Source organism: Schinkia azotoformans LMG 9581 (assembly GCF_000307855.1).
Classification (GTDB): Bacteria; Bacillota; Bacilli; order Bacillales; family Bacillaceae_J; genus Schinkia; species Schinkia azotoformans.
Map to the genome: position 1 here is coordinate 1 of NZ_AJLR01000121.1, position 19,891 is coordinate 19,891.

Consider the following 19,891-nt stretch of genomic DNA (forward strand, 5'->3'; position numbering starts at 1 on the left):
TTAATGGGGGCTTGACCACATGCACTTTGACATAGTTGCTTTTATTTTCTCTACAAGGTATTGAAATCCGTATAATAGCAAAGAATCAATAAATAATAGAAGAGACAATTGAAGCTTTTTCATACGAACCAATGATGCTATTCCCCATTTTGTCAGCCACTTATCCACTAATACAAATACGAAAATTGTATCAACAATTAAATTTAGTGTTAAATACCGATAAAATTTTCCATAAGTAAATTTAAGAATCCACATGGAACCAATCATAAACGGCCCCCATACAAAAGGGAATGAGCCTGATAATTTAGGATGGAATTTTTCATACCACCACCACCAAGTTCTTTTTTTTGCAACAGAATTTTCCCATCTTGTGAGTAAAGCAATAAATATACCTGTTGGGAAAAATCGTTTGACTGCATTTTTCCCCATTAAGGGAAGTGTGAGCCATAAAAATACCATCATCAAAAGTAATATTAGTTTGTTGTATTTCATTAATTTCACCATTTTCACCCCTCCAATATATCCCATAAAGATAATATCCCCTAGAAAGAAAAATCTATGATAGGCAAAAATACAAATGTCCGAAGTTATTGATATATCTAACCTGGATGTTAGAATCATAATGTTGTCAGGGTTTGTATTGGAGAGAAAATTATTTCTACTAAAACCTTCAATCCATTCGAAGATTATTTGTTTAAATAATCAGAGTAATTAGCGATATTTAATGAAAAACTTAATGATAGGCTTTCTTGCCACTCAGGAGGTAAGAAAAAGTGGCATTCACTTCCAAAAATATCTTTATCAATTGGATAAACTTAATAGCTTGAACCATGAAAATATACGCAAAACCCAATGGAAAGGGGCCGGTGAATAATGGAATTAAAATTAACTCCATACTTTATGATGGATGGAAATGCAAAGGATGCTATTCAATTTTATGAAAAAGCATTAGATGCCAAGGTTGTTACCATCCAAACTTATGGGGAGGTGCTTCCAACTTGCCCTTCAGCTATAAAGGGGCATGTAGCGCATGCAATGTTAAAAGTTGGTGAATCTGTACTATTGTTTTCCGATACTCCGGGTCCGGTGATTGAAAAGGGGAATCAATTAATGATTAGCATTTCTACCAAAACAAAAGAAAGATCAAAACAAATATTTGAGACCTTGCAGCAAGGTGGAAAAGTCAATCAACTACTAGAGGAAACTCCATTCAGCCCGGCTTTCGGAAATGTAACAGATAAATTTGGAATCACTTTTCAAGTTGTAACTGAAAGAGAATATTAATTGACTAATACTAGGGTAGGCTGCATTTATGGATATGGATGCAGATATTTAACTGTTGAACGATCAATCAGTTTTTTTGATCAAAAATCAATATGAATTAGGGCTGAATCCAATAATGGTCCAGCCCTTTCTCCAATATCCTCTTGATGTAACTTCTAAAACCAGTAGTCTAAGCTATTTATTTACAGCTTAATACTATGGAAGATGAACTAAGCAATAACTAATCTTTACATAACTATGTTATTACCTACGATATTTTTGCAAAATTTAGGAGGATAAATCCACTACTTTCACCATAAACCTCACCACATAATCATTTAAATTATAAAACCAAATCAACGAACTCACCATATTTCTTTAGCAGGATTAAATTACTTGTGAATTATTTTTCTTAAATGAAACGGTGGTAGTTTAGTAAAATAAGTAATAACCCGACAAAATGGTGCATGGAATGTCGGACTGACACATTCAGCTTCAGTTATTCTGTTGATGAAAGGAGGTCATTTAATGGATTTGCTAAAGAGCATGAATGATGCAATGGGGCATATTGAGGATAACCTCACTAACAAAATAGACTTCAAAGTGGTGGCAAGAATCGCTCATTGTTCCGAATATCATTTTACAAGAATGTTTTCTTTTCTTGCAGGAATAACATTATCAGAATACATTCGCCGTAGACGATTAAGCTTGGCGGCATTCGAGCTTACAAATAGTAATTTAAAGATAATTGATATTGCGGTTAAATATGGATATAATTCACCAGACTCTTTTACTAAAGCTTTTCATAATTTTCATGGTGTAACACCATCAGAAGCAAGGAATAACGGCCAGCAATTAAAAGCCTTTCCACCAATGACCTTCCAATTATCAATTAAGGGAGGAAATGAAATGAATTACCGAATTGAACAAAAAGAGGGATTTAATATAGTTGGCATTATGAAAAGAGTTCCAATTATTTTTGAAGGGGAAAACCCGGAAATTACAGCGATGTGGAAATCCTTGACGATGGAAAAAATAGAACAATTAAAAAAGCTTTCCAATGTTGAACCAGTAGGGATTATTCAAGCATCAACAAACTTTTCTGAAGGACGTATGGAAGAAAAAGGAGAGCTTGATCAGTATATAGGAGTGGCAACAACACAAGGATGCCATGAAAACTTTTCAAAACTTGAAGTTCTTGCCTTAACTTGGGCGATATTTGAATCAAACGGACCTTTTCCTACTACACTACAGGAAACTTGGGGAAGGATTTATTCTGAGTGGTTTCCATCTTCCAATTATCAAGTAGCAAAAGGACCAGAAATCTTGTCGATTAAAACCCAAGATTTAACTTCATCATCTGTGACAAGTGAAATTTGGATTCCGGTTTTTAAAAGGTAGTAAAATAAAACGAGACGCAGGGTCTGTGTCCCGTTTTCATTGCTATCCTCGCAATTTTGCTGGGATGAAATAAGGTTGTACTGGAAGTGGGAAAACCCGTGATGGAAGAATCATAAATTGATGATGAGAAAAGTTTGTACAACAGCACTGGTGAATATTATTCATCAGTGCTGTTGTAATTTTTGGATGAATTTTTTCTCTCCTTCTGTCTTGTTTTAGATTCCACAATTTAAAAAGATTTATACAAAATGATTTGTGTGAAGTAAGTAACAATTGAAGCAAGATTATGATTATCTACCCAGCGTTTCAAGTCGCTATTGAATATGATTTAAGAAAATAGAAAATGCTAATAAGTAGTAATAGTCACCTAATCTGGAGGGGATATTCTTGGAAATGCGGATGGAGCAATGGCTCCTAGTGGCTATGTGGCTATTCGGCTTGATTGGCCTGATTTTTTTATTCCACGTAAAGATCGGCGTAAGGGATTCTTGGCATTCATGGTGTTTCAAGCAATCATCTGGCTTTGCGATATATCTTCCTTTACATATGGTTTGTTAAGTGCTCCTATACGAGTGCTCCTAAAAGCGACAGATCTCTCCATTACAATCAATTATGTTTTTAAATTAGTATACGTAGTGGCAACAGTAATTCTTTTTTTCATACCCAAAAATAAAATTTGACTTGCTGTAGTGGCCTTTTTGTTCAATCGGGTTATTTTATTGGATTTAGTACAGTATTGACTACTATTGAGGTCATGCTCGAAAAATATACAGATCTAATTAAGTACATACACTGGGCTTGATATATTTCTTGGATTACAATCTGTATTTCATTATTTATAGTGTGTTTATTTTGTGTCTGGTTTTTCGCAAAGGGGAATTCTTAAGCATAAATGTGCAAATCATGTCCGAAAAAATGTGGAAACCCCGGGTTGTGATTCCCGGGGTTCTACGTTAACCTTGTGGTTCAAATGTTTGACAATCAGTTTCTTTTTGAGAAGATGCTTCTTTCCCATGGTGGCTTACTACATAAATGGATTCGGCTGCACACTTGTTTCCATTTGCCCAGTACGTACAGTTACTTACTTCACATAACACGTCTTGTGCCATTCAAAAACATCTCCTTTAGAAATAAATTTGGTCGTACAAAAATATCATAACCAAATAAAAAAGTAGATATTCGAAAGGGCACACCTTACCATTATTTTATAGTATGAATGATTTTCATTCTCAATATACATATAATCGAAAAAAAGTTCTATTTGACCTGATAATGATTCTCATATACAATCAAGTTAAGTGATATTGAGACTTATTCTCAACAAGGAGGATGCTTCATGACATACAAAATAAATGGTTTTATTGATATCCATTCCATTCTTACAAACGAAAGAAAACTCGGTGGTGTCATCGAAGCTAGCGTGATTAGATTACGTACTGGTGAAGAATATAATAATCCTGTTATCACAAACATTGACTTTTTTGGTGGGACCTTCTATTCATTAGGTTTTATTGCTGATAATGGAGATCATATGATTGTAAATGTTAGTGATATAAGCAAAATTACGGAGCCGACTCATAAAAAAATTCACGAGATGAATAATAAAGTGTATAAAGCGGAAAAGCTAAGTGAAAAAAACAGCTACCTTAAGAAATTATGTGATTTAAATAAAGGCGTCTATATCAAAACGTTTATAAATGAAGTGAAACTCCTTGTTGAGGATATTGGGGTAGAAAACATTAATAAGGAAATTGATATTGATTTTTTACAAAAGAATAAGAAGATCGTTAAAATTGCTTAAAATAGCTAAAGAATAGAGGTAAATAGACCGTGATTTAATCTAATTACCTCTTTTTTAATTCTTTTATGATTTTGGATCCTCAAGGGTACAAATAGCACTGGGTCGTTTTATTCTTGGAACGATGGTTTCATAAATTCGGAAAATATGGTTCATTTGTTCTTCATCCATATAGGCAACATCAAAATCTTCGGAAATGGCTAAATCAACATTCTGTTTTCCGGTTGCAATCAGGATACCGGCGTCACCTTTTATAACAGGCGATTGGAATACCCCGTCGGTAACGATCTCACGAATATGTTCAATCTCCAGCACGTTAGTCCCTTGGTGAACACGATGCATTAAAGCATATAATTGCGGCGCAACGATTAACGCATAAGGACCGGTATGCCCCATTTGCAGAAGCTTATTTCTCGCATCTACAATATCTTGAAAGGCATGGCCTGACTTCATCCAATCGCCACGGATGTGAGTAATTCTGCCTTTTACATTCATTAACCCGCTAATGTTAAATTCCTTTGAACCGTTAATAATTAAGTCATCCTCTAATAACGCAAGCTGTGTTGCCGCATTGGCTGCTGTGGAAAAATCAACGTTAATGTTAAGCGTTTTAGCATGGGCGATATCTCTCCAAAACAACTTAAAATCTTTATATAAAAGTGGAATCGTTAAATTTTCGCGTTTTACAGGGTCTGAAACCTCTAATGAATCACCATGTAGACTAATGGAGCCAAGGTCATTTTCTTCATATACATCATTCATAATGGACTGTATTCCGCTTCCAAGCGGGCCATAAATATCCAAAATACGTCTTCCGATTAATGTTCTTCTAGCATGATTTATTACTGTTTCCTGCAGGTCATTCCATTCACCATCTGAAAGTGGTGCATCTGGATAACGTGAACTATAACTCATTTTTTCTTTATCTCCTTTTATTAATTATATTTTAAGCTTCCAACTGTAAGCTTTTTTTTCCCAGGAATGATTGGTTTTTCGTTCATGATTGTATGTTCGTTGGAGAATTTCCCTAGCTTCAAATGATCTCCAACATGTTCTTTTTCATCGGTCGGAACGGATCCGGCACGATTGGCAGCCCCACCATATGCTTCGTTTAAAGTATTTAATAGTACTTTAATTCTTTTATAATCTGCTTCTGCCATTTTCCGCATTGACCTTAATGTTTCACCATGCTCTCCTGTCGAGTCGTCATAGAGAGCTAAATCTAAATGCTCCTCAAAATTATGTAATCCAAATTTTTCAAGACTAATATCCTGCAATAAATGAATAAATTCCAGATTATCAATCGATTGATCTTCCTTGTTATTAACGTAGTGGTTAACCCTTGGAAGTAAATCTTTTAGACGGTCTAGACGTTGTTCCTCCTCCTCATAAATATGGTGCCAGTATAAATGCTGGTATTCATCGTTTGCTCCTTCTATTTTTGGCTGTAGCATATTCATAAATGTTGTGACAGCCTCTTCTGTTCGAATAAATAGTTCTTCTAGTTCTTTAATAGCTTCATTGGTCATTCTTTCAACCCCTTAAAGTAGTACTATTATAAGGTTGACAGCAAAAGTCATAAATATACTCAATTGGAGTGAATTCCTAGATAAAATTAGGATTAATTAAGAAAATAAATCTAATTGAAAATTATTCTCAATATTATTGACAAAGAGAATCATTCTCAATTAATATATAGTTAATAATAACGGCAAAATGGAGGTAGAAGATATGGCAAATTTAATGATTGTTGGTGCGGATCACTTAGGCAATATTACAGAGAAATTATTGAATTGCGGGGTAACAAATATAATACATATGGACGGTCGAAAAGATAATATGACAAAACGTAATATTCCAAGTTACGTAGATGTCATTTTTGTGATGACAGATTATATTAACCATAATCTCGCAAAAGTGATCAAGCAAAAAGCAAAAAGTCAGGAGGTTCCAACATACTTTGTTAAACGTTCGTGGTGTTCCATTTTTCAAGCGATACAGCAATGTGAAGTGTTGACAAAGAAATAGTGTCCATTCAGAAAGTATTTCTGCGTGGACACTATCATTAATATTATTCTAATGTTTTTTTCAGAGTTTCAATATTTTTTTCCATAAGGGAAAAGTAGTCTTCATTGTTTTTAATATCTTCTTCGGTTAAGACTGAAAGGTTATGAATACGTAAAACATCTGCATCGATTTCATTTTTAATAATCTCCGCAACCTTTGGAGTAACGTTTTGTTCAAAAATAATATATTTTATTTTACTTGCTTTGGCGTTATCAATAATCTCTTGTAATTGGTGCTGGGAAGGTTCATTTGTAGAAGAAAGTCCGGTAATTGAAATCTGTTTAATACCATACCTTTTCTCCCAATAACCATATCCGGCATGGGAAACTAAAATTTTCGGTGATTCTTTTCCTTTTATTAGTTCTTCAAAGCTTCCGTTTAATTGTTCTAATTGCATTTTTAAAGTATTGAAATTAGCATTAAAATCTTCTGTTGCTTCTGGTTTTAATTCTATTAAGCTATCTTTAATGTTTTCCGCTAATTTTATCGCTAATATTGGGTCAATCCAGACATGTGGATCGACGTCCCCATGGTTATGAATATCCGCATGTCCAGCAGTATGTTCTTCTTCATCGGCGGCAATCATTGTAATACCATTTGATGCTTCGACCATTTTTACATTTTCATCTTTGAGCGCTTCAGCAATTTTTTTTGCATAAGGTTCCATAATCTCGCTAGAAAAAATAAACTCGTCACCGTCTGCAATCTCAATCATTGTTTTTGTTGTTGGTTCGTACGTATGGGCATTTATTCCTGGAGGAATAATAGTTGTTACGTCCACATGCGAGCCTCCAATTTTCTTTGTGAAATCTTCTAATGGAAACAACGTTGTATAAACTTTAAGAGTATCATCAGTAGTTGGATCATTTTCAGCCTGGTCTATTTCATTTGGCTTTTGACTGCATCCTGTTATAAATACGCTAACTAATATAAACAAAATAAAAAGTCCGATTGTTTTTTTCACATTTTTACCCCCTTTTATACCCTTTGTAATTATATCGTAATTATTACGATTTGCAAGTCATAATCATTACGATTTAAAATTTTATTAGATTTCATACTTTTATCACAAAATGTTCATATAATATAAGTTGTGAATTTACACATAGTAAATACAGTGGCAAACTAGGAGGAACATAGAGAATGAGATATTTTGCGATAATTTTTGCAATAATGTTAATTATTTCTGGATGTGGAACTAATGAAGAAAAACAGGAATCAAATTCAGGTGTTGAAGAGTTTGTACCTATTGCAGTCGATATTGTGATTCATCCAAGTCCAATTGAGGTCAATAAAGAAGTAACCTTTGAAGCTACCGTAACCCAAGGTAATGAAAAAGTTGATGATGCTTCAGATGTAGAATTTGAAGTATGGAAAGATGACGAAGAAAACCATGAAAAAATAAAAGGTGAGAACCAAGGGGATGGAATTTATTCAATAAAAAAATCATTTGCTAATATAGGGACGTATCATGTGATTGCACATGTCCAAGCAAGAGATCTGCATACAATGCCACAAAGGGATTTTGATGTTGTTGATTTAACTGCTACGCAAACTGAAACGGATACAGAAATAGAGCATCAGCATGCGGCAGAAGGCGATCATCATCATGGGTCAGATCTGTTAATACATTTTATGAGTGATGAGAAAATGAAGGTTGATGAAGAGAGTAAATTGCAGACCCATCTAACTTATAAAGGTGCACCATTACAAGGGGCTAAAGTAAGATTTGAAGTTTGGCCGGATGGTCAAGAAAAACATGAATTCATTGATGCGGTTGAAGCCAAGAATGGAGAGTATTCAGCTGTAAAAACATTTACGGAAAAGGGATTGTATAATGTAAAGGTTCATGTTGAAAAGAAAGATACTGATATACATGACCATAAGGAGGAAAAAGTAACAATTCAATAAATGGACAGACACAGATATTACTTTCATGGCATAGGATTGGTAATAGGCAAATACCTACTATGTTAAATGGAGGTGATTTTGTGTCTTTATTAATTACAGCTATGGGTTATCTTCTAAAAGAGCTATTTTTTCTTGTCTCTTATGTAAAAAACAACGCTTTTCCACAGCCGTTATCTGAACAGGACGAAAAAAAATATCTTCTTCTAATGGAGCAAGGAGATCCTGATGCCAGAAATCGACTGATTGAGCATAACTTAAGACTTGTAGCCCATATTGTAAAAAAGTTTGAAAATACTGGGGAGGACTCTGAAGATTTAATTTCTATAGGTACCATTGGTTTAATTAAAGCAATTGAAAGCTATTCCTTCGGAAAGGGAACAAAGCTTGCGACCTATGCTGCCAGGTGTATAGAAAATGAAATCCTTATGCATCTCCGGGCCTTAAAAAAGACGAAAAGAGATGTTTCCTTACATGATCCTATTGGTCAGGATAAAGAAGGGAATGAAATAAGTTTAATCGATATTTTAAAATCCGAAAATGAGGATGTTGTAGATACAATTCAACTTTTAATGGAGTTGGAAAAAATAAATGAGTATATTCACATATTAGATGAAAGAGAAAAGGAAGTCATCGTAGGTCGATTCGGTTTAGATTTGCAAAAGGAAAAAACGCAGCGGGAAATCGCAAAGGAGCTTGGGATCTCAAGGAGTTATGTCTCCAGGATAGAGAAACGGGCTTTGATGAAGCTATTTCATGAATTTTATCGGAATGAACGGAAAAAACGAGGATAATGAACTAAAGGGGGCTGCAGCCCCCTTTTCTTGTCTAGCTTCAGCACCCAGCGACTAGTAAACTTCGCCCGCCTCCCTACGATAAGTCAACATCGATTCGCTCTGCTCATCGTGTTTCCTATATCTCAGTCACCGTGCTCCAGTTTATACGTCGCTAAACGGGTGCTTCCGCTTTTCGGATTTTGACAAAATTTCGAACAGTTGGATCTCGTGATTAATTTCACAAGTACTCCAATACCCCTAGATGTAAGATATTAGTAAATCATTGTTTGGGGGATTAAGACATGGATTTTGAACTAGAGGATTTGGAACCGATAAAACAAAAAAAGCGGAAACGGAAACGGATACGAAAATGGTCGATTGCAAGACATTGTGTTCAGATTTTTATATTACTGTTCTTTTTATCTCCATTAGTATTAGTGGAAGTTGAAGGAGAAAACTTTTTTTATGGATCCTTATCATCTTCCCAAATTTTTGGGATACCCCTGTCGGATCCTTTTAGTGCCCTTCAGGTTACTTTAGCATCAAGGCAAATCATCTGGAGCTATCTTGGAGGGGCACTGATCATCTTTTTAGGGTATTTGTTAATCAGGGGACGAGTATTTTGCAGTTGGGTTTGCCCGGTTAACACCTTGTTGGAGGTTACCGATAAAATCAGAAAATATGTCGATTTACCTGACAAGCCCTTAGATAGAAAAACAAAAATGTATATCGCCATCGTGACGCTTGTTCTATCTTTTGTAATGGGAGTGCCGATATTTGAAATTATTTCACCCATTGGGAATACAATGAGAAGTCTTATTTTTTCAATGGGAATGGGTTTATGGTTTTTACTAGCTATCGTTTTATTTGATTTAGTTGTTTCAAGACGGGGCTGGTGCCGTTATTTATGTCCGCTCGGCGGGTTATACCAATCAATTGGGAAATTCGGATTATTCAGGGTAAAGTTCGATCATAATCGTTGCATGGGGTGTGATATGTGCAGGTCGGTTTGTTTATCTGATCCTGATATTTTAGAGCCATCTATTAACCGCTTGGAAATGTATGTATCGGATGCCGATTGTACACTATGTGGAAAATGCGTGGACAACTGTCCTGTAGAAGCACTGTCAATCACAATTAAAAAACAAGATCTCGTTAAATTAGATGCGCATCGTGAAGAAAAGAAAAAATGGTATAAAGGTGCATGAAATTGTAATGGCAGTCTCAAAAATTGTTGAGACTGCCTAATGTATTTTAGATCTTTTTTAATTTAAAAGTTCCAATCATCATCAAAGCCAGACCAATTATGACGTACATAAATAGATAGGAAGGCAAAACCGATACTAAAAGGGTGGAAAATGTTAATATAATTCCGGCTACTGTAATTGGCAAGCCTGTAAAATATCCGTTATTTTCAGTAATGTTGAATTTGGATAAACGGATCGCTCCACAAATGATATAGATAATGGCAAATAATATACCCGGTGCACCATATTCAAAAAGAACCAATTGGTAGGTCAGTAAAGCCGGCGCAACTCCAAATGAGACAATGTCACACATTGAATCAAGCTGTTTGCCGAACTCTGATTCAATACTTAGTTTCCGGGCAACCAATCCATCAAAGCGGTCGGAAAGTGCTGCAATAAAAATGAGTAATAAGCTGAGTTGATATTCACCCCGTAAAACCGCCAGCAATGCGCAAACTCCAAAGCTTAAGTTCATGATCGTCAAAATATTTGCTACTTGTGACTTGATTTTTTTAATTGTATGATCAATATATTGTGATAAAAACATAGAAATGTCCCCCCACTTTTAACGATTTTAACTATTTTATGATTCAAAAATTACATATAGTAGGGAAATCGAAAAATGGGTTCTGAAAAGGAGGAAATTTTAATTATGCTTAAGTATTTTTACCGTTTTCTTATTGATTTGACTAATAATTTATACATTTCAAGTATAGTTCGCGCCTATACGACTTCAAAAATAAGTAAAAGATTAATCCCATCTTTTATTAAGGTTTTTAAAATAAATGAGAGTGAGATCGAGAAAAATATTAACGATTATAAAAGTTTACATGATTTTTTTATTCGTACTCTGAAAAAGGATGCCCGTCAAATTGATGAAGATTCTACAACTGTGATCAGCCCTGTCGATGGCTTTGTAGAGGATTTGGGTACGATCACGGAAGAAAAGAATATTCTCGTTAAAGGTCAGCTCTTTTCTATTAGAAAAATGTTGGGGAATGATCAAGCATTTGAAAAGTACATCGACGGTGTTTTCATGATCATTTATTTAAGCCCTAAGGATTACCATAGAATACATAGTCCGGTGTCTGGGCAAGTTATTTCGCAATGGGACCTTGGTGGAAAATCATATCCGGTAAATAAATGGGGATTAAAGTATGGAAAGTCACCTTTATCAGAAAATTATCGAAAAATTTCAGAGATTGAATGTAATGGAGTTCATGTCGTTCTTGCGAAGGTCGGAGCACTGTTTATTAATAGTGTTACACTAACACATGAAAATGAGTTTTTGGAAAAAGGTGAAGAAATTGGCTATTTTTCATTTGGGTCAACTGTAATCCTACTATTTGAAAAAGATAGTTTTAAAGCGAATGGTAATATAAAAAATAAATCAATAAAAATGGGTCAAAAAATTGGTGTTTTAGTTCAAAATTTGTTGAATAATATGATAGAATAATTTTTGACTGAATTTTTTTACAAATAGAGGAGGCACTGGGATGAAAAATGTGCTAATAAATAAAATAGTCGAAATAGTCGTTACTGAAAATCAGTTACGAAGCTTTTGGAAGAAGCTTGGGAATGACCTTGAATTTGAAACATTAAGCAACGAACAGCTTATGAAACTAGCTATGAGGGAGATTCAAGAGGCATCTTTAACCGAACTAGATTCACATTTAATTGATAGGGGCTGGAGAACAAGGGATGAAATTGAGGGGAAAATGATTGCCGAGGATAATTCAAATCCACGCTTTCATGTGGAATTAATTGACACAGACCAAGAGGGAACTCCTTCCAAAATATTAATTGATCGTATGCTAGAGCTTCAATGTAACGAGTGTGGATTTAACTTTTTTATTCAGGATACCGATATGGATGCTAATACTCTAAACTGTCCAAAAGATGGAGGGAAATTAACGATAACAGGAAATAATGCTAAAAAGATAAATAAAAATTAACTCGAAGGGGAATGGAGAAGTGGAACATTCAGTAGCACAAGAGATTTCAAACTTTCAAATTTACTTAGCAGTTATCATTTTCTTAGCTACATATGCATTCATTATTACAGAAAAAATAAATAGAGCAGTTGTTGCATTACTTGGTGCCATTTTAATGATTGGATTTGGTATTGTTGATTTAGAATCAGCCTTTACGCACCATGTTGACTGGGGAACAATTACTTTATTAATAGGGATGATGATTTTAGTTGGAATTACGAGCACCACTGGTGTCTTTCAATATGCTGCCTTAAAATCAGCAAAATTTGCAAAAGGTGATCCAATTAAAATATTAGTAGTATTGTCACTTTTAACCGCATTTGCATCTGCATTTTTAGATAATGTTACAACCGTTCTATTAATTGTACCTGTTACGTTTTCAATTACAAGACTATTAGGAGTAAATCCTGTTCCATATTTAATTTCTGAAGTTTTATTTTCTAATATTGGAGGAACAGCAACATTAATAGGTGATCCGCCCAATATTATGATTGGTAATGCTGTTAAGCATTTAACGTTTAATCAGTTTCTATTTAATTTAACACCAGTTGTTGTTGTCATTACTCTAGTAACAATGGTTTTGATTTATTTTATGTTCCGCAAGCAATTAACAGTCGATGAATCGCAAAAACAGAAGCTTATGGCATTGGATGAAAACGAATATATTAAAGATATGGTATTAATGAAAAAATCATTAATCGTTCTCGGTCTTACCATCTTAGGTTTTGTTCTGCATTCTGTTATACATCTTGAGGCGCCAGTAGTAGCGTTAGCAGGGGCAACTCTATTAATGTTAATCGGTGTTAAAGAGCATGATCTTGAGCAAGTATTCCATAGCGTAGAATGGGTTACAATCTTTTTCTTTGCCGGTTTATTTACACTAGTTGGCGGGCTCGTTGATGTAGGGATCATTAAAAGTTTAGCAGAAAAAGCATTGGATCTTACGGGTGGCCATATTCCGACTGCCGCGATATTAATTTTATGGGTATCAGGTATTGCTTCCGCGTTTATTGATAATATTCCATTTGTTGCAACGATGATACCGTTAATTCAAGATATGGCGCTTGGTATGAACTTACCTGTAGATGCACCAGAAATAGATGCATTATGGTGGTCCTTATCACTCGGTGCATGTTTAGGAGGAAATGGTACACTTATAGGTGCTTCTGCAAACGTTATCGTTGCCGGAATTGCTGCTCGTGAAGGAAATGGCTTTACCTATATGCAATTCTTAAAAATTGGTGGTCCATTAACTTTAATTGCATTAGCTATTTCACATGTTTATATTTATTTCAGATATTTAACCGCTTTCTTGTAAGAAAAGCGTAAGCACCCGTTTAGCGACGAAAAAACTGGAGCACGTCGACTGAGATAAAGGAAACACGACGAGTCTTTGACGAGTCGATGTTGACTTATTGTAGGGAGGCGTGTGAAGTTTTACGAGTCGCTGGGTGCTGGAGCTAGACAATAGAAAAGCGTAAGCACCCGTTTAACTGGAGCACGCAAAAAAACATCCTGTTCCATTTTGGGACAGGATGTTTCATTTCTATTCAAGGTGCATCTGCAACTTTTATGATGTTTTTTTTATCTTAGTGTGCAATGAACGACGTTCAATTTCTTTTTTAATTAGTTGAATAAAATCTGGACTTAAGTTAAGTTCGATGGCCTTGTAGAATGACTCTAATAATAATTCATCAGATAATGTTCTCATTTTTGTTAGCCAGGAGTGCTGGCCATTCACCTCCTACAAGTTTTAAAAATATTTTCTCTTTTTTTATTTCTCTTTGTCATTTTTTCTTTTTTTTTACATATATTTAATATTTTCTCCCTATGTCTATACATTAACATGTTTTATATTTTAGAACAATCGTTCTTATATCCACAGATAAAAGTGGATAACTTGTGGGTATTATGTTTATAATGTAAATAATTCCAGTTAATTCAACCTTTAATAATGTGCATAAAGTTATCCACAATCGAGGATTTTATTGAAATTTGTCGAAAAGTTTTTTTGAATAACAATATTCGACAAAAAAACAATGTATTTCTGTAAATAATGTTTTGAAACGTTGTCGGACTTTGGCTATTATTAGTAAGGGTATAGGGAAGTTAAAGTTAAAGTTTAATTGTTTAGAGGTGTTTGTCTTGCTAGATTTGTTTTTACCAAATGAGCATGTAAAAAGTATTTTTGAGATTGACCCGGCAAAATTGAAGGAAAGAGGTATTAAAGGAATTATTACTGATTTGGATAATACCCTTGTTGAATGGGATCGTCCGGAAGCAACGCCAAAGTTAGTAGAATGGTTCCAAAAGATGAAAGACCATGGCATTATCATTACGGTTGTTTCCAATAATAATAAAGAACGAGTGAAGCAGTTTTCAGGACCATTAGGTATTCAGTATATATATGAAGCAAGAAAACCGATGGGAAGAGCTTTTCGAAAAGCTGTTCATGATATGAATCTAAAAAAAGATGAGGTCGTTGTAATTGGAGACCAACTGTTAACAGACGTATTAGGAGGTAACCGTTCCGGGCTCCATACGATATTAGTTGTACCAGTAGCCCAATCCGATGGTTTCTTTACTAAATTTAACCGTCGAATTGAACGATCTATTTTAAACAGGATGAGAAGAAAAGGTATGGTATATTGGGAGGAATAATTTTGGAAAATCAAGTTTTACATTGTCAAGGCTGCGGTGTAAAGATTCAAACAGAAAATAAAACAGAAATAGGTTATGCCCCCCCCTCTGCTTTAGATCGCGAGGTTTTAATCTGTCAACGATGCTTCCGGCTGAAGCATTATAATGAAATCCAAGATGTATCTTTGACGGATGATGACTTCTTAAAAATTTTAAATGGCATTGGCGATTCTGATGCGTTAGTTGTTAAAATTGTAGATATCTTTGATTTTAACGGAAGCTGGTTGCCAGGATTACATCGTTTTGTTGGTAAGAATAAAGTATTATTAGTAGGAAATAAAGTTGATTTATTACCTAAGTCAGTTAAAAATTCTAAGCTTATTCATTGGATGAAGTATTCTGCTAGCCAACTCGGCTTAAAACCGAAGGATGTTTACTTAATAAGTGCAGCAAAAGGTGAAGGTGTACAAGAACTAGCTGCAGCCATTGATTTCCACCGTGAAGGAAAAAATGTCTATGTTGTTGGCTGTACAAATGTTGGTAAGTCAACCTTTATTAATAAAATCATTAAAGAATTCAGCGGAGTAACCGATGATGTAATTACGACATCACAGTTCCCTGGAACAACACTCGATTTAATAGATATCCCACTTGATGATGGAACGTCGTTATTTGATACGCCTGGCATAATTAATCATCACCAGATGGCGCATTTTGTGAATGAAAAAGGATTAAAGATGATTTCCCCTAGAAAGGAAATTAAACCAAGAGTATTTCAATTAAATGAAGGTCAAACTTTATATTTTGGTGGATTAGCAAGGTTTGATTATATTTCAGGGGGAAGAAAATCGTTTACTTGTTATGTATCAAATGAATTAAATATTCACCGAACGAAGCTTGAGAAAGCCGATAAACTATATGAAGACCATGTAGGTGAGCTATTATTCCCGCCTTTTGAAGAGGAAGTAAAAGAATTTCCTCCATTAGTGAAACAGGAATTCATGATCCGTGAAGCTAAAACTGATATCGTTTTTCACGGCTTGGGCTGGGTTACATGCAACGAGCCAGGGGCAAAAATAGTGGCACATGTTCCAAAAGGTGTGGGGGTAACGATTAGACAATCGTTGATTTAAGTTTATTCAGAAGAAGTGACTACTCCCTAAAGTGGTGGGATTAATGAAATGTAGTACTCCATTCAGTGGGTGTGCAAACCCTTTCCGAATAAAGTTAAAGCCTCCGGCGGATGCCACGGATTTTCAGAGGTAGTTTTTCGAGCAAGCTCGAAAAAATCCGGGCGCAAATACGCCAAGGCGTATTTGATCTTTATAATTCAGCATTTGATAGTAGAAACGGGGGAGAGAAATGGGGAAGTTATTTGGATTATTAGGGCATCCGGTAGGGCATTCGATGTCACCGATTATGCATAATGACCAATTTTCTTTTTTAGGATTGGACTGTTATTACCATGCATTTGATGTTCATCCTAATGAATTAGAAAATGCCGTGAACGGAATTAAGGCATTAGGGTTATCTGGATTTAATGTGACGATTCCACATAAGGTTGAAATAATGAAATATTTAGATGAAATCGACGAAGAAGCGTTGCAAATTGGAGCTGTCAATACAGTTGTGAATCGGGATGGTAAACTATACGGCTATAATACGGATGGTAAAGGGTTTGCTGTTTCACTTCAAACTATTGCAGGTGCAGATTTTCTTAACAAAAAAATGTTGATCGTTGGCGCTGGGGGTGCAGCTAGAGGCGTTTTTGTGACATTGGCCCGGATGGGGGCTAATGCAATTGATATAGCCAATAGAACGGTCGAAAAAGCAGAAGAGCTAATCTCCAATAACCCTTATCGGGTTCAGTCTAATGCAAGGTCTATAAAGGAAGCTGAAAAAAATTTAGCGGAATATCAAATTATTATAAATACCACTTCTGTTGGAATGAGTCCCAAAATAGAAGAGCTTCCACTGCAACTGACAAATATGCAGCCTGGAACAATTCTAAGTGATATTATTTATAATCCTTTAGAAACAAAATGGTTAAAAGAAGGAAAAATAGCAGGAGCCGTTACACAAAATGGTATAGGGATGTTCGTAGGACAGGGTGCATTGGCTTTTGAAATGTGGACAAAGGAAAAACCGGATTATAACCGAATGGAACAAATTGTAATGAAGCAATTGGGAGGAAACGAATAAATGTTAACAGGAAAACAAAAACGTTTTTTACGATCTAAAGCACATCACTTAAATCCAATTTTCCAGGTTGGAAAGGGTGGCGTGAATGAAAACATGATTAAACAAATTGGGGAAGCACTTGAGGCCCGTGAATTAATTAAAGTAAGTGTTTTACAAAACTGTGAATTTGACCGTGATGAGGTTGCCGAAAGTTTAGCAAAAGGCGCAAAGGCAGAGCTCGTCCAAATTATTGGAAATACAATTGTTCTTTACAAGGAATCGATTGAACATAAGCAAATAAGTCTTCCTTAAAACAATGAAGGGATTGGTTTGTGATGAAGGTTGGGATATTAGGTGGTACTTTTGACCCCCCGCACAATGGACATTTAATTATTGCCCAGGAAGTATTATCTTCATTGCAGTTAAATGAGGTTTGGTTTATGCCAACTAATACTCCACCCCATAAAGCAGATGCTAAATCAAGAGGTGAGGATCGCCTCGAGATGGTAAAATTGGCTATTGCCGATAATGAATGCTTTAAACTGCAGCCAATCGAATTTGAACGTTCAGGTCCATCCTATACATATGATACAATTGCCATTCTAAAGGAAAAGTACCCAAATGCGGAATTCTATTTCATCATTGGAGCTGATATGGTGGAATATTTACCAAAATGGTATCGGATTGATGAGCTCGTTCATGATGTTCATTTTGTAGGTGTGAAACGTCCGAAATTTAAAATTGTTTCAAGATACAATGTAATTGAAGTGGAAGTACCCCAGTTTGATATGTCTTCTTCTGAACTTCGGCGTCGTTTTAAAAATAATCAAAATACAAAATACTTTTTACCAGATGCTGTTAGAGAATATATAGAGGAGAAAAATCTTTATGGATCGAGCGAAAGCATTAGCCCTTGTAAAAGAACAGCTGACAGATAAACGGTATGAGCATACGGTAGGTGTGATGGAGACAGCCGTTCAGTTAGCCGAAAAATATGGAGTGGACAGTAGGAAGGCTGAGCTTGCTGCCATCTTTCACGATTATGCAAAGTTTCGTTCGAAAGAGGAAATGAGAAAAATCATAATCGATGAAAATATGCCTAAACAACTATTAGAATACCATTCAGAGCTGTGGCATGCACCGGTTGGCGCTTATCTTGTACGTACAGAAGCTGGAATTCTCGATGAGGATATATTGCAGGCAATTCGGTTTCATACAACCGGAAACAAGGATATGAATATGTTGGATAAAATAGTTTTCTTGGCAGATTATATTGAACCGGGAAGAAAGTTTCCTGGTGTAGACGACGTTCGCAAAGTTGCTTTTGAAAATTTAAATGAGGCCGTTGTTATGGCGCTAAGAAATACAATCAAGTTTTTGTTGGATAAAAAGCAACCCATTTATCCGGATACATTAGAAACTTATAATACACTTATAAGATGTCAATAATCATAAACATCTTAAGGAGGAATTGGAATTAAATGAGTGAAAAGGATATTGTGTTAATTACAGCCAAGGCTGCAGATGATAAAAGGGCAGAGGAAATAACCGTATTGGATATGCGGGGCGTTTCTCTTGTTGCGGATTATTTTATTATTTGTCATGGAAATTCTGAGAAGCAGGTCCAGGCAATTGCACGGGAAGTTAAAGATAAAGCATTGGAAAATGATATTAGCATTAAAAGATTAGAAGGCTTTGATGAAGCACGTTGGGTGCTTTGTGACCTAGGTGACGTTATTGTACATATTTTCCATCGAGATGAAAGAATTTATTATAATCTAGAACGCCTGTGGGGAGATGCTCCAAGAGTCAATATTCAGGAAAGATTGGTTTAAAATATGTCGTACCAGCATTTTGCGCTTCTTTACGATGAACTAATGATGGATGCCCCCTATGAAGATTGGCTGCAATTCATAATGAAAAATATTACGAAGTATGGGAATGGGGGCAAACGTCTATTAGACCTTGGCTGTGGCACTGGTACGTTGTCGATACCGCTCGCAATTCAAGGGTATAATGTCACCGGAATTGATTTATCTGAAGAAATGTTAGCAATAGCCCATGCAAAATCAATGGAAGCGAGTGTTCAAATAGCCTTTTTTCAGCAGGATATGAAGGAGTTGGAAGGGTTTGAACCTTTTGATGTAATTGGTGTATTTTGCGATTCTCTAAATTATTTAAAAACAGAACAAGATGTTGAACTAACTTTTAGAAAAATTTATGACCAACTGCTTCCAGGTGGACTTTTCTTATTTGATGTTCATTCAATCTATAAAATGGACAATATTTTTATAGGCGAAAGCTATAGCAGTAATGAAGAAGAGATATCGTACATTTGGAATTGCTTTGCCGGGGAACAACCGCATTCAGTGGAGCATGAATTGACCTTTTTCGTAAAGGATAATGATATTTATCATAGATATGATGAAGTCCATTATCAGCGAACATTTCCGATTAATTATTATCAACAATGGCTGGAAAAAGCAGGTTTTGAATTATTGGAGATTTCAGCGGATTTTTCTGAGGAGAAACCAGCAGAAAATTCGCAGAGAATCTTTTTCACTTTAAAAAAGAAATAAAAACCGAGGGATGCTTCCTTCGGTTTTTTTCTAATTT

25 protein-coding genes are annotated in these 19,891 nt (G+C 35.3%); 18 read left to right on the forward strand and 7 right to left on the reverse strand.

The window, feature by feature from the left end:
* Positions 1-504, reverse strand: a complete 504-nt coding sequence (locus tag BAZO_RS14060) for a hypothetical protein (RefSeq protein WP_235786742.1) — start codon at positions 502-504, stop codon at positions 1-3.
* A gap of 369 nt (positions 505-873) precedes the next feature.
* On the opposite strand from BAZO_RS14060, the gene BAZO_RS14065 reads away from it, so the two are divergent.
* On the forward strand, positions 874-1,284 hold the full coding sequence (locus BAZO_RS14065) for a VOC family protein (RefSeq protein ID WP_003332264.1): 411 nt from the start codon (positions 874-876) through the stop codon (positions 1,282-1,284).
* A 507-nt stretch (positions 1,285-1,791) separates the two neighbouring features.
* Complete coding sequence (locus BAZO_RS14070) at positions 1,792-2,664, forward strand: AraC family transcriptional regulator (RefSeq protein WP_003332265.1); 873 nt, start codon at positions 1,792-1,794, stop codon at positions 2,662-2,664.
* A gap of 953 nt (positions 2,665-3,617) precedes the next feature.
* Here BAZO_RS14070 and BAZO_RS21830 read toward each other — a convergent pair.
* Positions 3,618-3,773, reverse strand: coding sequence for a DUF1540 domain-containing protein (locus BAZO_RS21830; RefSeq protein WP_003332267.1), 156 nt, complete (start codon positions 3,771-3,773; stop codon positions 3,618-3,620).
* A 227-nt stretch (positions 3,774-4,000) separates the two neighbouring features.
* Here BAZO_RS21830 and BAZO_RS14080 point away from each other — a divergent pair, with 227 nt between their 5' ends.
* Positions 4,001-4,465 (forward strand): hypothetical protein, encoded by a 465-nt coding sequence (locus BAZO_RS14080; RefSeq protein WP_003332269.1) that lies wholly within the window; start codon positions 4,001-4,003, stop codon positions 4,463-4,465.
* A gap of 63 nt (positions 4,466-4,528) precedes the next feature.
* On the opposite strand, the gene BAZO_RS14085 is transcribed toward BAZO_RS14080, so the two are convergent.
* A complete protein-coding gene (locus tag BAZO_RS14085) occupies positions 4,529-5,377 on the reverse strand; it encodes a family 1 encapsulin nanocompartment shell protein (protein ID WP_003332270.1) in 849 nt (282 codons plus the stop codon).
* A gap of 20 nt (positions 5,378-5,397) precedes the next feature.
* On the reverse strand, positions 5,398-5,991 hold the full coding sequence (locus tag BAZO_RS14090) for an IMEF encapsulin system ferritin-like cargo protein (protein WP_003332271.1): 594 nt from the start codon (positions 5,989-5,991) through the stop codon (positions 5,398-5,400).
* A 202-nt stretch (positions 5,992-6,193) separates the two neighbouring features.
* Between BAZO_RS14090 and BAZO_RS14095 the strand changes: the two genes are divergently transcribed.
* Positions 6,194-6,490, forward strand: coding sequence for a DUF2325 domain-containing protein (locus BAZO_RS14095; protein ID WP_003332272.1), 297 nt, complete (start codon positions 6,194-6,196; stop codon positions 6,488-6,490).
* Positions 6,491-6,533: 43 nt separating this feature from the next.
* On the opposite strand, the gene BAZO_RS14100 is transcribed toward BAZO_RS14095, so the two are convergent.
* Entirely contained in the window at positions 6,534-7,493 is a 960-nt protein-coding gene (locus BAZO_RS14100) for a metal ABC transporter solute-binding protein, Zn/Mn family (protein ID WP_003332273.1), read from the reverse strand.
* Between the two features lie 179 nt (positions 7,494-7,672).
* On the opposite strand from BAZO_RS14100, the gene BAZO_RS14105 reads away from it, so the two are divergent.
* From BAZO_RS14105 to napH, 3 genes are all read left to right on the forward strand, one after another.
* Positions 7,673-8,440 (forward strand): FixH family protein, encoded by a 768-nt coding sequence (locus tag BAZO_RS14105; protein WP_003332274.1) that lies wholly within the window; start codon positions 7,673-7,675, stop codon positions 8,438-8,440.
* An 80-nt stretch (positions 8,441-8,520) separates the two neighbouring features.
* Positions 8,521-9,231, forward strand: a complete 711-nt coding sequence (gene sigK, locus BAZO_RS14110; RefSeq protein WP_003332275.1) for an RNA polymerase sporulation sigma factor SigK — start codon at positions 8,521-8,523, stop codon at positions 9,229-9,231.
* A gap of 284 nt (positions 9,232-9,515) precedes the next feature.
* Positions 9,516-10,421, forward strand: a complete 906-nt coding sequence (napH, locus tag BAZO_RS14115; protein ID WP_003332276.1) for a quinol dehydrogenase ferredoxin subunit NapH — start codon at positions 9,516-9,518, stop codon at positions 10,419-10,421.
* A 46-nt stretch (positions 10,422-10,467) separates the two neighbouring features.
* On the opposite strand, the gene pssA is transcribed toward napH, so the two are convergent.
* The gene (pssA, locus tag BAZO_RS14120; protein ID WP_003332278.1) at positions 10,468-11,007 is read right to left on the reverse strand and encodes a CDP-diacylglycerol--serine O-phosphatidyltransferase; all 540 of its coding nucleotides are present in this window, start codon (positions 11,005-11,007) and stop codon (positions 10,468-10,470) included.
* 105 nt (positions 11,008-11,112) lie between these two features.
* Here pssA and BAZO_RS14125 point away from each other — a divergent pair, with 105 nt between their 5' ends.
* The 3 genes from BAZO_RS14125 to BAZO_RS14135 are packed head-to-tail and all read left to right on the forward strand — an operon-like array spanning position 11,113 to position 13,772.
* A complete protein-coding gene (locus BAZO_RS14125; protein WP_039957609.1) occupies positions 11,113-11,916 on the forward strand; it encodes a phosphatidylserine decarboxylase in 804 nt (267 codons plus the stop codon).
* Positions 11,917-11,956: 40 nt separating this feature from the next.
* On the forward strand, positions 11,957-12,415 hold the full coding sequence (locus tag BAZO_RS14130) for a hypothetical protein (RefSeq protein ID WP_003332280.1): 459 nt from the start codon (positions 11,957-11,959) through the stop codon (positions 12,413-12,415).
* A gap of 19 nt (positions 12,416-12,434) precedes the next feature.
* Positions 12,435-13,772, forward strand: a complete 1,338-nt coding sequence (locus tag BAZO_RS14135) for an ArsB/NhaD family transporter (protein ID WP_003332281.1) — start codon at positions 12,435-12,437, stop codon at positions 13,770-13,772.
* Between the two features lie 252 nt (positions 13,773-14,024).
* Here the strand turns inward: BAZO_RS14135 and BAZO_RS14140 are convergent, their stop codons facing one another.
* Positions 14,025-14,165 carry a sporulation histidine kinase inhibitor Sda gene (locus tag BAZO_RS14140; RefSeq protein WP_003332282.1) on the reverse strand — a complete coding sequence of 47 codons (141 nt, stop codon included), beginning with the start codon at positions 14,163-14,165 and terminating at the stop codon, positions 14,025-14,027.
* A gap of 389 nt (positions 14,166-14,554) precedes the next feature.
* Here BAZO_RS14140 and BAZO_RS14145 point away from each other — a divergent pair, with 389 nt between their 5' ends.
* The 8 genes from BAZO_RS14145 to BAZO_RS14180 all read left to right on the forward strand — a co-directional run bounded on the left by BAZO_RS14145 (position 14,555) and on the right by BAZO_RS14180 (position 19,854).
* Entirely contained in the window at positions 14,555-15,115 is a 561-nt protein-coding gene (locus BAZO_RS14145) for a YqeG family HAD IIIA-type phosphatase (protein ID WP_268869825.1), read from the forward strand.
* Positions 15,116-15,117: 2 nt separating this feature from the next.
* Positions 15,118-16,227 (forward strand): ribosome biogenesis GTPase YqeH, encoded by a 1,110-nt coding sequence (gene yqeH / locus BAZO_RS14150; protein WP_003332284.1) that lies wholly within the window; start codon positions 15,118-15,120, stop codon positions 16,225-16,227.
* A 229-nt stretch (positions 16,228-16,456) separates the two neighbouring features.
* The gene (gene aroE, locus BAZO_RS14155; RefSeq protein WP_003332285.1) at positions 16,457-17,296 is read left to right on the forward strand and encodes a shikimate dehydrogenase; all 840 of its coding nucleotides are present in this window, start codon (positions 16,457-16,459) and stop codon (positions 17,294-17,296) included.
* Positions 17,297-17,587 carry a ribosome assembly RNA-binding protein YhbY gene (yhbY, locus tag BAZO_RS14160; protein WP_003332286.1) on the forward strand — a complete coding sequence of 97 codons (291 nt, stop codon included), beginning with the start codon at positions 17,297-17,299 and terminating at the stop codon, positions 17,585-17,587. It begins immediately after the preceding gene.
* 20 nt (positions 17,588-17,607) lie between these two features.
* Positions 17,608-18,213, forward strand: coding sequence for a nicotinate-nucleotide adenylyltransferase (locus BAZO_RS14165; RefSeq protein ID WP_039957602.1), 606 nt, complete (start codon positions 17,608-17,610; stop codon positions 18,211-18,213).
* Positions 18,164-18,724 carry a bis(5'-nucleosyl)-tetraphosphatase (symmetrical) YqeK gene (yqeK, locus tag BAZO_RS14170; protein WP_003332288.1) on the forward strand — a complete coding sequence of 187 codons (561 nt, stop codon included), beginning with the start codon at positions 18,164-18,166 and terminating at the stop codon, positions 18,722-18,724. Before BAZO_RS14165 ends, yqeK begins: the two co-directional genes overlap by 50 nt.
* A 32-nt stretch (positions 18,725-18,756) precedes the next feature.
* Positions 18,757-19,110, forward strand: coding sequence for a ribosome silencing factor (gene rsfS / locus BAZO_RS14175; RefSeq protein ID WP_003332289.1), 354 nt, complete (start codon positions 18,757-18,759; stop codon positions 19,108-19,110).
* Between the two features lie 3 nt (positions 19,111-19,113).
* On the forward strand, positions 19,114-19,854 hold the full coding sequence (locus tag BAZO_RS14180) for a class I SAM-dependent DNA methyltransferase (RefSeq protein WP_003332290.1): 741 nt from the start codon (positions 19,114-19,116) through the stop codon (positions 19,852-19,854).
* The last annotated feature ends 37 nt before the right edge of the window (positions 19,855-19,891 follow it).

Excerpts from the sequence above, each read along its gene's own strand:
- pssA (WP_003332278.1), bottom strand. The coding sequence starts at position 11,007 with ATGTTTTTATCACAATATATTGATCATACAATTAAAAAAATCAAGTCA.
- BAZO_RS14180 (WP_003332290.1), top strand. The coding sequence starts at position 19,114 with ATGTCGTACCAGCATTTTGCGCTTCTTTACGATGAACTAATGATGGAT.
- yqeK (WP_003332288.1), top strand. The coding sequence starts at position 18,164 with ATGGATCGAGCGAAAGCATTAGCCCTTGTAAAAGAACAGCTGACAGAT.
- BAZO_RS21830 (WP_003332267.1), bottom strand. The coding sequence starts at position 3,773 with ATGGCACAAGACGTGTTATGTGAAGTAAGTAACTGTACGTACTGGGCA.
- BAZO_RS14065 (WP_003332264.1), top strand. The coding sequence starts at position 874 with ATGGAATTAAAATTAACTCCATACTTTATGATGGATGGAAATGCAAAG.
- yhbY (WP_003332286.1), top strand. The coding sequence starts at position 17,297 with ATGTTAACAGGAAAACAAAAACGTTTTTTACGATCTAAAGCACATCAC.
- napH (WP_003332276.1), top strand. The coding sequence starts at position 9,516 with ATGGATTTTGAACTAGAGGATTTGGAACCGATAAAACAAAAAAAGCGG.
- BAZO_RS14130 (WP_003332280.1), top strand. The coding sequence starts at position 11,957 with ATGAAAAATGTGCTAATAAATAAAATAGTCGAAATAGTCGTTACTGAA.
- BAZO_RS14140 (WP_003332282.1), bottom strand. The coding sequence starts at position 14,165 with ATGAGAACATTATCTGATGAATTATTATTAGAGTCATTCTACAAGGCC.
- BAZO_RS14090 (WP_003332271.1), bottom strand. The coding sequence starts at position 5,991 with ATGACCAATGAAGCTATTAAAGAACTAGAAGAACTATTTATTCGAACA.
- BAZO_RS14070 (WP_003332265.1), top strand. The coding sequence starts at position 1,792 with ATGGATTTGCTAAAGAGCATGAATGATGCAATGGGGCATATTGAGGAT.
- BAZO_RS14060 (WP_235786742.1), bottom strand. The coding sequence starts at position 504 with ATGGTGAAATTAATGAAATACAACAAACTAATATTACTTTTGATGATG.
- aroE (WP_003332285.1), top strand. The coding sequence starts at position 16,457 with ATGGGGAAGTTATTTGGATTATTAGGGCATCCGGTAGGGCATTCGATG.
- BAZO_RS14085 (WP_003332270.1), bottom strand. The coding sequence starts at position 5,377 with ATGAGTTATAGTTCACGTTATCCAGATGCACCACTTTCAGATGGTGAA.
- BAZO_RS14125 (WP_039957609.1), top strand. The coding sequence starts at position 11,113 with ATGCTTAAGTATTTTTACCGTTTTCTTATTGATTTGACTAATAATTTA.
- BAZO_RS14105 (WP_003332274.1), top strand. The coding sequence starts at position 7,673 with ATGAGATATTTTGCGATAATTTTTGCAATAATGTTAATTATTTCTGGA.
- BAZO_RS14095 (WP_003332272.1), top strand. The coding sequence starts at position 6,194 with ATGGCAAATTTAATGATTGTTGGTGCGGATCACTTAGGCAATATTACA.
- rsfS (WP_003332289.1), top strand. The coding sequence starts at position 18,757 with ATGAGTGAAAAGGATATTGTGTTAATTACAGCCAAGGCTGCAGATGAT.
- BAZO_RS14080 (WP_003332269.1), top strand. The coding sequence starts at position 4,001 with ATGACATACAAAATAAATGGTTTTATTGATATCCATTCCATTCTTACA.